Here is a 14,616-nt window from a genome sequence, read left to right as displayed (position 1 = left end):
GTTTTGAGAACAGGCTATTCTTGTATATATGTTCACCTTAATATATACTCCCCTTAATATATGTACTTATCTTTTATATATGCCCATCCTGCAGATTGGCTTCTGCCTATCAGCCTATTATTCTTTAAGCAAGTCGGGTCTTAATCGCTTGGTTCGTTCCATTGCCTGGTCAAATTCCCACTGGCGGATTTTTGCTTCATTGCCGCTAAGCAGGATTTCAGGAACCTTCCAACCCTTGTAGTCTGAAGGACGGGTGTAGATAGGAGCAGAAAGAATGTCGTCTTGGAAGCAGTCGGAGAGGGCACTCTGTTCATCGCTGATGACTCCTGGTACGAGTCGGATTACCGCATCTGAAATAATTGCTGCTGCCAGTTCGCCGCCCGTGAGCACATAATCACCTACGCTGATTTCTCTGGTAATAAGATGGTCGCGCACGCGCTGGTCGATTCCCTTGTAGTGACCGCAGAGGATGATGAGGTTTCCACCCAGCGACATTTCGTTGGCTATCTTCTGGTTGAAGGTCTCGCCATCCGGAGATACATAGATGACATCATCGTAGTCACGCTCTGCCTTCAGGGCTGTGATGCATCGGTCTATTGGTTCGCATTGCATCACCATTCCGGCGCTTCCTCCGTATGGATAGTCGTCCACTCGTTTCCATTTATCTAATGTATAGTCGCGCAAGTTGTGGAGATGGATCTCTGCGAGGCCCTTCTTCTGCGCACGTGCCAGGATGGATTCATTGAAGAATCCCTCCAGCATCTCTGGTAATACTGTAATAATGTCTATTCTCATAACATCTGCAAAGATAATAAATAATGTGTATAGCGCCAAATGTTTTATCGTTTTTCTTTTTCTTCTGCGATTGTTTTCTGATTTTCTTCTGCTTTTACTATTGTTTTCTTGCTTTTCTGATGTTTTTACTTTGAATTCTTTATTTATAGTGGAAAAACAGCAATCTTTCGTATAAATATGCAACAAATTCATCAAGAATCAAGAAAAATGCTAGCAAAATGATAAATTTTCGATAAAATGTGCTACTATTTGCAGAAAAAGTCGTATATTTGCAAACAAAAAAGTTCGGTAGTGCGTATTTTGCTGTTGTATGGTGTGCGCACACGAGTGTATAATTAATCAAATAATTAGTGAATAAGATGATACTGGACATTGAAATGCTGAGAAGCTTTTATGCTTCGTATTCGGAAAGTGTAAAACAGGCTAAGGCTACTGTGAAACGACCTCTCACTTATGCCGAGAAGGTGCTCTTTGCGCATCTTTTCGACCCTGCTGAGTTGCGCCCATATAAAAGAGGTATAGAATATGTGGATTTCCGACCTAACCGCGTGGCGATGCAGGATGCTACCGCTCAGATGGCGCTCTTGCAGTTTATGAACGCAGGTAAGGATAAAGTGGCTGTTCCAGCTTCAGTACATTGCGATCACTTGATTCGTGCAGACGTGGGTGCTACTCAAGACCTTCCTGAAGCATGTATGACCAACAAGGAGGTATATGATTTCTTGAAGTCGGTATCTCAGAAATATCACATCGGGTTCTGGGGACCAGGAGCTGGTATCATCCACCAGGTGGTACTCGAGAACTATGCCTTCCCAGGCGGTATGATGGTGGGTACAGATTCCCATACTCCAAATGCCGGCGGTCTCGGTATGGTAGCCGTGGGCGTTGGTGGTGCTGATGCCGTGGATGTACTTACAGGTCAGCCTTGGGAACTCAAGATGCCTCGCCTCATCGGTGTGCATCTCACGGGTAAGCTCTCTGGCTGGGCTACTCCAAAGGATGTGATTCTCGAAATCTTGGGCATTCTCACTGTGAAGGGTGGTACCAATGCCATCCTCGAATACTTTGGCGATGGCCTCGACGGCATCTCTACCACGGGTAAGGCTACCATCTGTAACATGGGTGCAGAGCTGGGTGCTACCTGCTCTATCTTCCCATTCGACCAGAATGCCAGCGAATATCTCCGCAAGACGGGTCGTGAGGAGATTGCTTCTCTTGCCCAGAAGAACGCTGCCGAACTTCGTGCTGATGACGAGGTGCTTGCCAATCCATCTGCCTTCTACGACCAGATTGTAGAAATCGACCTCTCTAAGGTCGAGCCACATCTCAATGGTCCGTTTACTCCAGATGCGGCAACCCCTATCTCTCACATGAAGGCGAAGGGTCCTGCTAATGATTATCCTATGGTGGTAGAAGTTGGATTGGTAGGAAGCTGTACCAACTCTTCCTATCAGGATTTGGCCCGTGCGGCAAGTGTGGCACGCCAGGCTTACGAGAAGGGCATCCAGGTAAAGGGGCAGCTCATCATCAACCCTGGTTCTGAGCAGATTCGCTATACTGCCGAGCGTGATGGTATCCTCGATGACTTCAAGAAGATTGGTGCCTTGATCATGACCAATGCCTGCGGCCCTTGCATCGGACAGTGGAAGCGTCACACTGATGACAACACCCGCAAGAATGCCATCGTCACCTCTTTCAATAGAAACTTCCGCCGTCGTGCTGATGGCAACCCTAATACATTTGCCTTCATCGGTAGCCCTGAGCTCACCGTGGCACTCACCATTGCCGGCCGCCTGGATTTCAATCCAGCCACCGATACCTTATTAGATAAGGATGGCAATAGCGTGAAGCTCGATGCGCCTGCTGGTTTCACCTTCCCTCCTAAGGGATTTGCTGTAGAAGACAAGGGCTTCATCGCTCCTAGCGAAGCAAATGCTAACATTGAGGTGGTAATTGCTCCAGATAGCAACCGCCTGCAGAAATTGGCTCCATTCGCTCCTTGGGATGGAAAGGACCTGGTAGATATGCCTCTCCTCATCAAGACCGAGGGCAAGTGTACCACCGACCATATCTCAATGGCTGGTCCATGGTTGAAGTTCCGCGGACATCTTCAGAATATCTCTGATAACCTGCTGATGGGTGCCGTCAACGCCTTCAATGGCGAGAGCAACAAGGTGAAGAACCAGTTGGATGGCAAGTATGTGGAGGTTTCTACCGCAGCCAAGGCTTACAAGGCGCAGGGCATCAGCAGCATCGTGGTGGCTGAGGATAACTACGGTGAAGGCTCATCTCGTGAGCATGCAGCCATGGAGCCTCGTTTCCTGAACGTGAAGGTGATTCTTGCCAAGAGTTTCGCCCGTATCCACGAAACCAACCTTAAGAAGCAGGGTATGCTCGCCCTTACATTCTGCAATAAGGATGATTATAATAAGGTACAGGAAGACGACCGCATCTCACTCACCGGTTTGAAGGAGTTTGCTCCAGGTTCTAAACTCACCGTCACCTTGAAGCACAAGGATGGATCTGAGGATAGTTTCGAGGTAGAGCATACTTATAATGATACACAGATTGCATGGTTCAAGGCTGGTTCTGCATTGAACTTTGCTGCAAAGAAGTAACAGTTATGAATAAAGAATATTTGATATATAAATTAAGCGATGAGGTAAAGAACTCATGCAAGATAGATAAGGATGCATTCACCAAGTTCAATGTAAAGCGTGGACTTCGTAATGAGGATGGCTCTGGTGTGCTGGTAGGATTGACCAACATCGGTAACGTTGTGGGTTACGAGCGCGATGAGAATGGCAAGCTGAAGCCTACCGAGGGTAAGCTCTATTATCGTGGCTACGAGCTTGACGACCTCGTTACTCCTCTCTTGAAGGAGAAACGATTCGGATTTGAGGAGGTTGCCTTCCTGCTCCTTTCCGGTCAGCTGCCGGATAAGGAGGAGTTGGAGGCTTTCAAGGAACTCCTGAACGACAACATGCCGCTCGACCACCGTACCATTACTCACATCATCGAGCTGGAGGGTTCTAACATCATGAACATCCTGGCTCGTTGCGTGCTCGAAATGTACACCTTCGATCCGAACCCTGACGATATCAGCCGCGACAACCTGATGCGTCAGAGTGTGGAGCTGATTGCGAAGTTCCCAACGATCATCGCCTATGCATACAACATCTATCGTCACTCTGTACAGGGCAGAAGCTTGCACATTCGCCATCCACGCGAGAATCTCTCTATCGCAGAGAACTTCCTCTATATGATGAAGCACGAGAACTACTCTGAGCTGGATGCGCGTATGCTCGATCTGCTCCTCATCATCCAGGCAGAGCATGGTGGTGGTAACAACTCTACCTTCACGGTGCGTGTCACCTCTTCTACCCGCACGGATACCTACAGCTCTATTGCTGCCGGTATCGGTAGCTTGAAGGGTCCTCTTCATGGTGGTGCCAACATCAAGGTTATCAATATGTTCCATCATCTGAAGGAGGCTATCAAGGATTGGACCAATGTCAACGAACTCGATATCTACCTGAAGCGCATGCTCAACAAGGAGGCTTATGATAAGACGGGTCTTATCTATGGTATCGGCCATGCGGTTTATACCTTGAGCGATCCTCGTGCCGTAGAGTTGAAGCGCCTGGCTGGCGAGCTTGCCAAGGAGAAGGGTAGGGAGGATGAGTACAACTTTCTGAAGCTTATTGAGCAGGAGGGTATCAAGTGCCTGCAGGAGCATCGTGGCGGCAGCAAGCCTGCCTGTGCCAACCTCGATTTCTACAGCGGTTTCATCTATGAGATGATTGGTCTCCCTCAGGAGATTTATACTCCTATCTTTGCCATGGCTCGTATTGTGGGTTGGACAGCTCATCGTATCGAGGAGCTCAACTTCGAGGGTCGCCGCATCATCCGTCCTGCTTACAAGAATATTCTGGGTGAGTTGGATTATACTCCATTGGGTGAGAGATAAAAAATACATCAAATAATAAATACATAGTATTTAAAAAGGGCAATGCTTCTATGAGTATTGCCCTTTTATTTGGTGTGTACAGGGGGAATATGCTTTTCTTTTTGGCTGTAGTCTTTTTTTCGATACTAAATAGCGTATCTTGTTTTAAAAACGGCTTTAAAAAAATATTTTAGTGAAATATAGTTAAGAAACTGATGCTTGGAGATAAATATTTGCGGATTACAGATAAATGTAGTATCTTTGTCGACGAATTGCATGAAATGCAAGACTACAATAGTAAATTGTTATAATAAATAAGAGTATAAGAGAATAGGTGATGTCTGTAGATAGCCTATTAGACTGGTACCTAAATAAGAGGAGTAATAAAAGTTAATGGAAAAAGAATTTGAAGAGTATTGGAGCGCACACAGCAAGAGAATGCTTTTGAATGCTCCTGGCAACCTGCGGCAGGAATACCTGGAATCAACGAAATTAGATACGCCTATGGATTGGGTGTGTTATATCCTTCCCGTGGCTGCAGGTATTCTCATTCAGCCTCATGTCAATCTGAAGAGTGAGGTGCTGTCTTGGGCCATTATTTTATTGATAGTGGTGGTACTGTTTGTTCTTTTGCAGATGATAAAACCTTTTTTTCAGAAAAAGAAGTCAACCATTCAGGCAATTGATCAAATTAAACAGTATTACTACGAAAGATATAAGAAATATGGTCTTGATAAAATGGAGCCTTGGAATTAAGGCTCCATTTTTTGTGTGATGATGTATTTTTATACGATCATAAAGTCGCTCATGATGTCATCTGATATATAGAGACCTTCATGGGTAAGTGATAGCTTCCCGTTGCTTATCTTCATGAGTCCTCTATGAATATGCTTCTCAGCTTCCTGCATCATCTGTGAAGCTAATTGGTCACCAAACTCCTTTTCCATCTTTTCTATATCAATACCATCGCTTGTCCGTAATGCCGTGGTGATAAGGTCATTGTATCTTGTAGAAAGATCCAGGGATTCGGTTTCACTAGGCAATTCTCCCTTTTGGATGGAAGCGATGTATTCCCTGATATTGTCCACATTCCAGCTTCTGGTGGCTTCAATCTTGTTTTCTTCACCTCTTTTTGTCTCTCGTCTGTAGGAGTGGGCGGCTGCACCTATTCCGATATAGGGCACTTCATGCCAATAGCTGCTGTTGTGGCGTGATCGGTAGCCTGGCTTGGCGAAGTTGCTTATTTCGTAGTGCTCGTATCCGGCAGAGACGAGTTGGGTGATGAGTAGCTCATACATCTGTCGGCTGGTTTCCTCATCGATTTCCTCTATCTTTCCCTGTTCCAGCATTCTGTAGAGAGTCGTTCCTTCTTCGTACATCAAGCTGTAGGCAGAGATGTGTTCTACCCCCAGTTTGATGGCTTCATCAATGTCTTTTTTCCAGTCTTCCAGAGTTTCGCCAGGAAATCCGAACATCAGGTCGATGCTGATGTTGTGGATGTCGATGCCACGCAACCTTTTGATGGCAGCCTTGACATCTGCAGCCTTGTGGCGGCGGTGAAGAAAGCCCAGGCGATGGTCTGAGAAAGTCTGTGCTCCCATGCTTACCCTGTTTACGGGCAGCTGCAGGAGAGTCTTGCAGAATTCTTCTGAGACATCATCGGGGTTGCATTCCATCGTGATTTCCATTTTAGAGAATTCTTCTTCCGGATGATCTGGAGGAAAATAAGCCTTCTTGATACCTTCGAAAAGGTGGATGAGCTGATCGTGGGTAAGCTGGCTGGGAGTTCCACCCCCCAGGTAGATGGTTCTTAAACTGTAATCGTAATCAGTTGCCGTTTTGAAGGGGCGCATCTTCATTTCCTTGCACAGAGCATCAACGTAATCATCCCGCATGCTGAGGGATGTGGTGCTGTAGAAACCGCAGTAGATGCAGCGGCTCTCACAGAATGGGATATGTATGTATAGTCCTGCCATGTTTTTTAAAGTCTGAATTCCTAATCGGCATTTCTGGCTTTAGTCTTATCTTTCTCTATATATAATAAGGTATAAGCCTAGAAGTATGTCTTAACAAGATGCAAAATTACTAATATAATTTAATTTAGAGCAAGTTTTTTGTGAAAAAATTTGCTGGATTGCCGAAAAATGTGTAATTTAGTAGCACGAAACAGAAAAATCGTATGATTGGACTGTCGAATAACTAGCAATTTTAAGTATAACCCTTAAAAATCTATAAGCGTCATGAGAGTATATCAGACTAATGAGATTAAAAACATTGCATTGCTGGGCAGTGCGGGTAGCGGCAAGACTACACTTGCCGAGAGTATGTTATTTGAAGCAGGCGTTATCAAGCGTAGAGGCTCTGTAGAAGCGAAGAATACGGTGAGCGACTACTTCCCAGTAGAGTTGGAGTATGGCTACTCAGTGTTCCCTACCGTTTTTCATGTGGAGTGGAACAATAAGAAGCTTAACATTATAGATTGCCCTGGTAGCGATGATTTCGTAGGTGGTGCCATTACATCACTCAATGTTACCGATCAGGCAGTCATCCTTATCAATGGTCAGTATGGTCCAGAGGTAGGCACCCAGAACAACTTCCGTTATACCGAGAAGTTGAACAAGCCTGTTATTTTCCTCGTTAACCAGCTTGACTCAGACAAGTGCGATTTTGACAACCTCATTGCCACCATGAAGGACATTTATGGTTCTAAGTGTGTGCAGATACAATATCCTATCGAGACAGGTCCTGGCTTCAATGCTCTCATTGACGTGTTATTGATGAAAAAATATTCCTGGAAACCAGAAGGCGGTGCTCCTATCATCGAGGATATTCCTGAGGAGGAAATGGACAAGGCAATGGAACTTCATGCTGCACTCGTTGAGGCTGCTGCCGAAAACGACGAGGGCTTGATGGAGAAATTCTTCGAGAGTGAAAGCTTGACAGAGGAGGAACTTCGTGAGGGTATCCGCAAGGGATTGGTAACTCGCAGCATCTTCCCAGTATTCTGCGTTTGCGCAGGCAAGTCTATGGGTGTTCACCGCCTGATGGAGTTCTTGGGCAACGTTGTTCCTTTCGTAAGCGAGATGCCTAAGGTGCATAATACCCGTGGTGAGGAAATTACTCCTGATACCAATGGTCCTGAGAGTGTTTACTTCTTCAAGACAGGCTTGGAACCACATATCGGTGAGGTAAGTTACTTCAAGGTGATGAGTGGTTCTATCAAGAGTGGTGACGACCTGACCAATTCTGACCGTGGTTCCAAGGAGCGTATCGGACAGATTTATGCCTGTGCGGGTGCCAACCGTGTGCCTGTAGATCAGTTGAATGCCGGTGATATCGGTTGTACCGTGAAGATGAAGGACGTGAAGACGGGCAATACCTTGAATGGAAAGGGTGCTGAGTGGCGCTTCGATTTCATCAAGTATCCTAATCCTAAGTACTCTCGTGCCATCAAGGCTGTCAATGCCCAGGATACAGAGAAGCTGATGGCTGCTCTTCTCAAGATGCGTCAGGAAGACCCAACATGGGTTGTGGATCAGAGCAAGGAGTTGCGCCAGGTGATCGTACGCGGTCAGGGTGAGTTCCACCTCCGTACATTGAAGTGGCGTCTGGAGAACAACGAAAAGCTCAATGTAGTCTTCGAGGAGCCTCACATCCCATATCGTGAGACCATTACCAAGAAGGCTCGTGCCGACTATCGTCATAAGAAGCAGAGTGGTGGTGCTGGTCAGTTTGGTGAGGTTCACCTCATCGTTGAGCCATACGCAGAGGGTATGCCAGATCCGACATCATTCACCTTCAACGGTCAGGAGTTCAAGATGAACATCAAGAGCCGTGAAGAAGTTTCCCTGGAGTGGGGTGGCAAGTTGGTATTCCTCAACTCTGTGGTTGGTGGAGCTATCGATGCCCGTTTCATGCCGGCTATCCTGAAAGGTATCATGGATTGTATGGAGCATGGACCTCTTACAGGTTCTTACGCCCGTGATGTCCGAGTTATCGTATATGATGGCAAGATGCACCCGGTAGATAGCAATGAGTTGTCATTCATGCTGGCTGCCCGTCGTGCTTTCAGCGATGCCTTCAAGCAGGCAGGTCCAAAGATTCTGGAGCCTATCTATGATTTGGAGGTTTACGTGCCAGCCGACTATATGGGTGATGTGATGAGTGATCTTCAGGGACGCCGTGCCCTTATCATGGGTATGGATTCTGAGGCAGGTTACCAGAAGTTGAGTGCCAAGATTCCACTCAAGGAGCTTGCCAACTATTCTATCTCCCTCAGCTCGCTTACCGGTGGTCGTGCTTCGTTCACCACCAAGTTTGCCAGCTACGAGTTGGTTCCTACCGATATCCAGAGCAAGCTGATTGCCGATCATGAGGCTGAACTGGCTAAGGAGGCTGAATAGAGTAGAAAAGATATTTCATCTTTATGATAAAAATGTTGTTTGAAATATAACTTCGAATTATCTCTCTTATATAAATTAAAATTTTATGTTGATATGACCAATGGGGAGCCTGCATGTGATATGTCGGCTCTCTTTTATTTTTATATATGCAATTATAACCGTTTATTTTTGTTAATTTGAGCAAATTGAAATGAAATAATTAACTGTTTTGTGTTAACCAATTAAGAAATTTCCTATCTTTGCCCCTATGAAAAAGAAAACGATTTGGACCATAGCCGTTATTATGGGCTTTTCGTTCCTTGCGCTGCTATTCCTGCAGCTCAGTTACATCCAGGAAATGGTGAACATGAAGAAGGAACAGTTTGACGAGTCGGTCAACAGAGCCCTATATCAAGCTTCAAGAAACTTGGAGCTGAATGAAACTTTGCGCTATCTTGAAAAGGATGTCAATGAGACTGAACGCAAGGCTAGTAAGAAGGATTCTGTGGGAACCCGCAGCGGTCAGCTGGATGGAACCATCCAGCACTCTCATCAGTATTCTGTGGTAGGTAAGGATGGTACGGTCTATTCATCCTTCGAGTTGAAGACCATTGCAACCAATCCTGCCAACAAGCCGAAGGCGATGATTCTGCGCAGCGACAAGAACTCGCTTAATGAGACTCAGAAGTCCTTGCAGGAGATTGTGAAGAATCGCTATGTGTATCAGAAAGCGTTGCTCGACGAAGTGGTTTATTCCATTCTCTACTCGGCATCCGATAAACCATTGAAGGAACGAATCAACTTCAAGCAGTTGGATCAGGATCTCAAGGCAGAGATGATGAACAATGGAATCAATATCCCTTATCACTTTACGGTAACAACCCAGGATGGCAGGGAGGTGTACCGTTGCCCGGATTATACCGACGAGGGTGAGGAATACAGCTATTCTCAGGTACTCTTCCGCAACGACCCGCAGTCGAAGATGGGAGTCGTAAAGGTTCACTTCCCGGATATGAACAGCTACATCTTCTCCAGTGTGCGCTTCATGATTCCTAGTGTCATCTTTACGCTGGTATTGCTCATTACCTTTATCTTCACCATCGTGGTCATCTTCCGGCAGAAGCGATATACGGAGATCAAGAATGACTTCATCAACAATATGACCCATGAGTTGAAGACGCCTATTGCCAGCATCAGTCTGGCGGCACAGATGCTCAACGACCCATCGGTTTCCAAGAGCGAGCAGATGCAGAAGCATCTGGGTGGTGTGATAGATGATGAATCGAAGCGCCTCCGCTTCCTGGTAGAAAAGGTATTGCAGATGAGTATGTTCGACCGCAAGAAGGCAGTGTTCAAGAAGAAGGAGCTCGATCTGAATGAAATCGTTGAGAATGCGGCTCACTCTTTCGCCCTCCGCGTAGAGCATACGGGAGGAAAGATTTACGTGGATATCGAGGCGATAGACTCTACGCTCTATGTGGATGAGGTGCATTTCCAGAATGTGATTTTCAATCTGATGGACAATGCCGTGAAGTACCGTAAACCCGAAGAGCCTCTGTTTGTCACGATGAAGACATGGAATGATGAGCATCATCTCTATCTCTCTATCAATGATACGGGTTTGGGTATGAAGAAGGAGAACCTGAAGAAGATCTTCGACAAGTTCTACCGCGTACATACGGGCAATGTGCATGATGTGAAGGGCTTCGGCCTCGGTCTCGCCTATGTGAGGAAAATCGTGGAATTGCATGGTGGAGAAATCAAGGTTGACAGCGAATTGGGCAAGGGTACTACCTTTACCATCAAGCTGCCGGTGATACATGATTAAAAGACAATGATAAATAGAATATTAACAAGTAAAAATAATAAGAATATGGAAGAGACAGTAAAAATCCTGCTTTGCGAGGATGATGAGAATTTGGGTATGTTGCTTCGTGAGTATCTGCAGACCAAGGGCTTTGCTACAACATTGTGCCCTGACGGTGAGGCAGGCTTCAAGGAGTTCACCAAGAACAAGTATGATATTGCCGTACTCGATGTGATGATGCCTAAGAAGGATGGCTTTACCCTGGCTCAGGAGATTCGCCAGCAGACGGCAGATCTGCCAATCGTATTCCTTACTGCCAAGACTTTGAAGGAGGATATTCTGGAAGGTTTCAAGATAGGTGCTGACGATTATATCACCAAGCCTTTCTCTATGGAGGAGCTGGTGTTCCGTGTAGAGGCTATCCTTCGCCGTGTACGTGGCAAGAAGACCAAGGAATCTACCATGTACCACATCGGTAAGTTTACCTTCGATACACAGAAGCAGCTACTTACCATCGGTGATGAGCAGACCAAGCTGACAACCAAGGAGAATGAGCTTCTTGCTCTTCTCTGTGCTCATGCCAACGAGATTCTTCAGCGTGATTTCGCATTGAAGACCATCTGGATTGACGACAACTACTTCAATGCGCGCTCTATGGATGTGTATATCACCAAACTCCGCAAGCATCTGAAGGAAGATCCGCAGATTGAGATTATCAATATCCATGGTAAGGGCTACAAGCTCATCGTTCCGGATATGGATTAGGATATGGATTGACAGAAAAGCTGTAAACTGTATAAAGCAGTAGAAAGCTATCTATGGAAAAAGAGAAAAGGGATAAGTTTGCAGAAAACCTATCCCTTTTTTTCTTTCATTTCTGAATCGTCTTATCTGAAACATCATGTCCAGGTTCCGTTTCTTATCCCTTCTTCAGCGAATAGACAAATCCGGCAATGCCAGCCAGGATGAAGAACAGACCTGCAAACAGCATGATGTTGTTCTTGATGGCAAAGGCGAAGCTTGCCGCAAGCAGCAGAACGCCCAAAACGATGAAGGTCATACCCATGGAAGGGAGGGTATGGAGCGATTTTTTGAGTCTTTTATCCATATTTTCTTGCAATTAACAATTATTTTCTGCAAAAGTACAAAAAATATTTGGTTAATTCAAGAAAAAGTTGTAATTTTGCACCGCAATTCGTGAAAAGGTGTGTGTTTACGCACACATTTCTATGTTTTGCAAGAGAATTTTAATATTAATTTTTTAATTATTTACAAAAGTAGTATGAATCAATACGAAACCGTTTTCATTTTGACTCCCGTTTTGTCTGATGAACAGATGAAGGAAACGGTCGCTAAGTTCGAGAAGGTACTCACCGATAATGGTGCTGAGATTCTGAACAAAGAGGCTTGGGGTTTGAAGAAGTTGGCTTACAACATCGAGAAGAAGACATCAGGCTTCTACAGCTTGGTTGAGTTCAAGGCTGAGCCAACTGTTATCGCTAAGCTCGAGACAGCTTATCGCCGCGACGAGAAAGTAATTCGTTACATGACTGTTAAACTTGACAAGTATGCTGCCGCTTACGCAGAGAAGCGTCGTGCAAAGCTTGGTAAAAAAGAGGAGGCTTAATCATGGCAGATCAGAAATCAGAAATCCGTTATTTGACCGCTCCTTCTATCGACACAAAGAAGAAGAAGTATTGCCGTTTCAAGAAGAGCGGTATTAAGTACATCGACTATAAGGACCCAGAGTTCTTGAAGAAGTTCTTGAACGAGCAGGGTAAGATCCTTCCACGTCGTATCACAGGTACATCTTTGAAGTATCAGCGCCGCGTGGCACAGGCTGTTAAGCGTGCTCGCCAGATCGCTTTGCTTCCTTACGTAACCGATTTGATGAAGTAATTTAAGGAGGAGAAGAAGAATGGAAATTATTTTGAAGCAAGATATTATCGGTCTTGGATACAAGAACGATATCGTAAATGTAAAGAGTGGTTATGGTCGTAACTTCCTTATCCCTACAGGTAAGGCTGTTATCGCTTCTCCATCTGCTAAGAAGCAGTTGGCTGAGGATTTGAAGCAGCAGGCTCACAAGCTTGAGGCTATCAAGGCTGAGGCTGTTAAGAAGGGCGAGGCTCTCAATGGCATCGTTCTTACTATCGCTGCTAAGGTTAGTGCTACTGGTCAGCTCTACGGTTCAGTTAACGCTGCAACTGTTGCTGAGGAGCTCGCTAAGAAGGGCATCGAGGTTGATCGCAAGATCATCACTATGAAGGATGCTAAGAAGGTAGGCGAGTACGAGGCTACTGTACACTATCACAAGGAGGTTGAGGTTAAGGTTCCAGTTAACGTTGTTGCTGAGAACGCTCCTGTTGCAGCTCCTGCTGCTGAGGAGGCTCCAGCTGAGGCTGTAGCTGAGGAAGAGGCTCCAGCAGCTGAGTAATCCTCAATAATATAATCTCAAATCGACACAAGTACGAAAATTTTCGCACTGTAAAGCAAATTAATATAAAGATCCCTTTTGCCGAAAGGCATTAGGGATTTTTTTTGTTTTCTAGGTATTCTGCGAAGCTTTTGCTCGGTAAAATCGTATAATAGAATGGTAATTTAGTATATATATAACTTTATTTTAGCTTATTCTCTCCCGATTCTCAGAAAAATATTGTATCTTTGCAGCCGAATTCATGGAATTCGCTTTTAAAGAAGAAATTATTAATAATAAATTTTTAAAATAGATAAAAATGAAAGCATTTGTTTTCCCTGGTCAGGGTTCTCAGTTCGTAGGTATGGGTAAGGACCTCTACGACAACAACGCATTGGCAAAAGAACTTTTCGATAAGGCTGATGAGATTCTCGGCTTTAAGATTACTGATATCATGTTCGCTGGTACAGATGAGCAGTTGAAGGAAACCAAGGTTACCCAGCCTGCAGTATTCCTCCACTCTGTTATCTCTGCTCTTTGCCTGGGCGATGAGTTCCAGCCTGCTATGGTAGCTGGTCACTCTCTCGGTGAGTTCTCAGCCTTGGTAGCTGCAGGTGCTATGGCCTTCGAGGATGGCTTGAAGCTGGTGGCTGCACGTGCCAACGCTATGCAGAAGGCCTGCGAGGCTAATCCTGGAACTATGGCTGCCATCATTGGTTTGCCTGATGAGAAGGTTGAGGAAATCTGCGCTCAGGTTAGCACAGAGGGCAACGTTGTAGTTGCTGCCAACTACAACTGCCCTGGTCAGCTCGTTATCTCTGGTAATGTTGATGCTATCAATGCTGCCTGCGAGCAGTTGAAGGCTGCTGGTGCTAAGCGTGCTTTGCCTTTGAAGGTAGGCGGTGCTTTCCACTCTCCATTGATGCAGCCAGCTAAGGACGAACTTCAGGCAGCTATCGAGAAGACTGCTTTCTCAGCTCCTAAGTGCCCTGTTTATCAGAATGTAGATGGCAAGCCTCATACAGATCCAGCTGAGATTCAGCAGAACCTCATTGCTCAGCTTACAAGTTCAGTACGCTGGACAGCTTCTGTTCAGGCTATGATTGCTGATGGTGCTGACGATTTCACAGAGTGTGGTCCTGGCAAGGCTTTGCAGGGTATGATCGGTCGCATCGACAAGACTGTAGGTAATCACGGTATTGCATAATCATCTATCAGAATAATCAAGCGTTTTATCTTCCCGGCAAAGGCGTTGCCGGGAGGGTAA

13 protein-coding genes are annotated in these 14,616 nt (G+C 45.6%); 10 read left to right on the top strand and 3 right to left on the bottom strand.

Translation table 11 applies throughout. The features are described 5' to 3' along the window. Window positions 1–117: 117 nt before the first annotated feature. Window positions 118–795, bottom strand: coding sequence for a tRNA (guanosine(37)-N1)-methyltransferase TrmD (gene trmD, locus DW657_RS03155; RefSeq protein WP_089543570.1), 678 nt, complete (start codon window positions 793–795; stop codon window positions 118–120). 359 nt (window positions 796–1,154) lie between these two features. Between trmD and DW657_RS03150 the strand changes: the two genes are divergently transcribed. From DW657_RS03150 to DW657_RS03140, 3 genes are all read left to right on the top strand, one after another. Next, on the top strand, window positions 1,155–3,413 hold the full coding sequence (locus tag DW657_RS03150) for an aconitate hydratase (protein ID WP_118311374.1): 2,259 nt from the start codon (window positions 1,155–1,157) through the stop codon (window positions 3,411–3,413). 5 nt (window positions 3,414–3,418) lie between these two features. Further along, complete coding sequence (locus DW657_RS03145) at window positions 3,419–4,765, top strand: citrate/2-methylcitrate synthase (protein WP_089543572.1); 1,347 nt, start codon at window positions 3,419–3,421, stop codon at window positions 4,763–4,765. A gap of 372 nt (window positions 4,766–5,137) precedes the next feature. After that, window positions 5,138–5,500, top strand: coding sequence for a hypothetical protein (locus tag DW657_RS03140; RefSeq protein ID WP_118311373.1), 363 nt, complete (start codon window positions 5,138–5,140; stop codon window positions 5,498–5,500). Window positions 5,501–5,529: 29 nt separating this feature from the next. Here DW657_RS03140 and hemW read toward each other — a convergent pair whose 3' ends face one another. Beyond that, the gene (gene hemW / locus DW657_RS03135) at window positions 5,530–6,720 is read right to left on the bottom strand and encodes a radical SAM family heme chaperone HemW (RefSeq protein ID WP_118311372.1); all 1,191 of its coding nucleotides are present in this window, start codon (window positions 6,718–6,720) and stop codon (window positions 5,530–5,532) included. 264 nt (window positions 6,721–6,984) lie between these two features. On the opposite strand from hemW, the gene DW657_RS03130 reads away from it, so the two are divergent. The 3 genes from DW657_RS03130 to DW657_RS03120 all read left to right on the top strand — a co-directional run bounded on the left by DW657_RS03130 (window position 6,985) and on the right by DW657_RS03120 (window position 11,698). Then, entirely contained in the window at window positions 6,985–9,147 is a 2,163-nt protein-coding gene (locus tag DW657_RS03130) for a translation factor GTPase family protein (protein WP_118311371.1), read from the top strand. 247 nt (window positions 9,148–9,394) lie between these two features. After that, entirely contained in the window at window positions 9,395–10,954 is a 1,560-nt protein-coding gene (locus DW657_RS03125) for a sensor histidine kinase KdpD (RefSeq protein WP_089543576.1), read from the top strand. Between the two features lie 45 nt (window positions 10,955–10,999). After that, entirely contained in the window at window positions 11,000–11,698 is a 699-nt protein-coding gene (locus DW657_RS03120) for a response regulator transcription factor (protein WP_089543577.1), read from the top strand. Window positions 11,699–11,852: 154 nt separating this feature from the next. On the opposite strand, the gene DW657_RS03115 is transcribed toward DW657_RS03120, so the two are convergent. Then, a complete protein-coding gene (locus DW657_RS03115; protein WP_089543578.1) occupies window positions 11,853–12,041 on the bottom strand; it encodes a hypothetical protein in 189 nt (62 codons plus the stop codon). Window positions 12,042–12,215: 174 nt separating this feature from the next. Between DW657_RS03115 and rpsF the strand changes: the two genes are divergently transcribed. The 4 genes from rpsF (at window position 12,216) to fabD (ending at window position 14,556) form a co-directional block, all read left to right on the top strand. Next, a complete protein-coding gene (rpsF, locus tag DW657_RS03110; RefSeq protein WP_006847398.1) occupies window positions 12,216–12,560 on the top strand; it encodes a 30S ribosomal protein S6 in 345 nt (114 codons plus the stop codon). 2 nt (window positions 12,561–12,562) lie between these two features. Continuing rightward, window positions 12,563–12,832, top strand: a complete 270-nt coding sequence (gene rpsR, locus DW657_RS03105; RefSeq protein ID WP_006847399.1) for a 30S ribosomal protein S18 — start codon at window positions 12,563–12,565, stop codon at window positions 12,830–12,832. Between the two features lie 19 nt (window positions 12,833–12,851). Then, entirely contained in the window at window positions 12,852–13,370 is a 519-nt protein-coding gene (gene rplI, locus DW657_RS03100; protein WP_118311370.1) for a 50S ribosomal protein L9, read from the top strand. A 298-nt stretch (window positions 13,371–13,668) separates the two neighbouring features. After that, window positions 13,669–14,556, top strand: a complete 888-nt coding sequence (gene fabD / locus DW657_RS03095) for an ACP S-malonyltransferase (RefSeq protein WP_089543580.1) — start codon at window positions 13,669–13,671, stop codon at window positions 14,554–14,556. Window positions 14,557–14,616 lie beyond the last annotated feature (60 nt).

It is taken from the genome of Prevotella sp. AM23-5 (assembly GCF_003473645.1).
Taxonomy (GTDB): Bacteria; Bacteroidota; Bacteroidia; order Bacteroidales; family Bacteroidaceae; genus Prevotella; species Prevotella copri_A.
The sequence above is the reverse complement of the archived record's forward strand: the minus strand, read 5'-3'. Positions and strand labels throughout refer to the sequence as shown.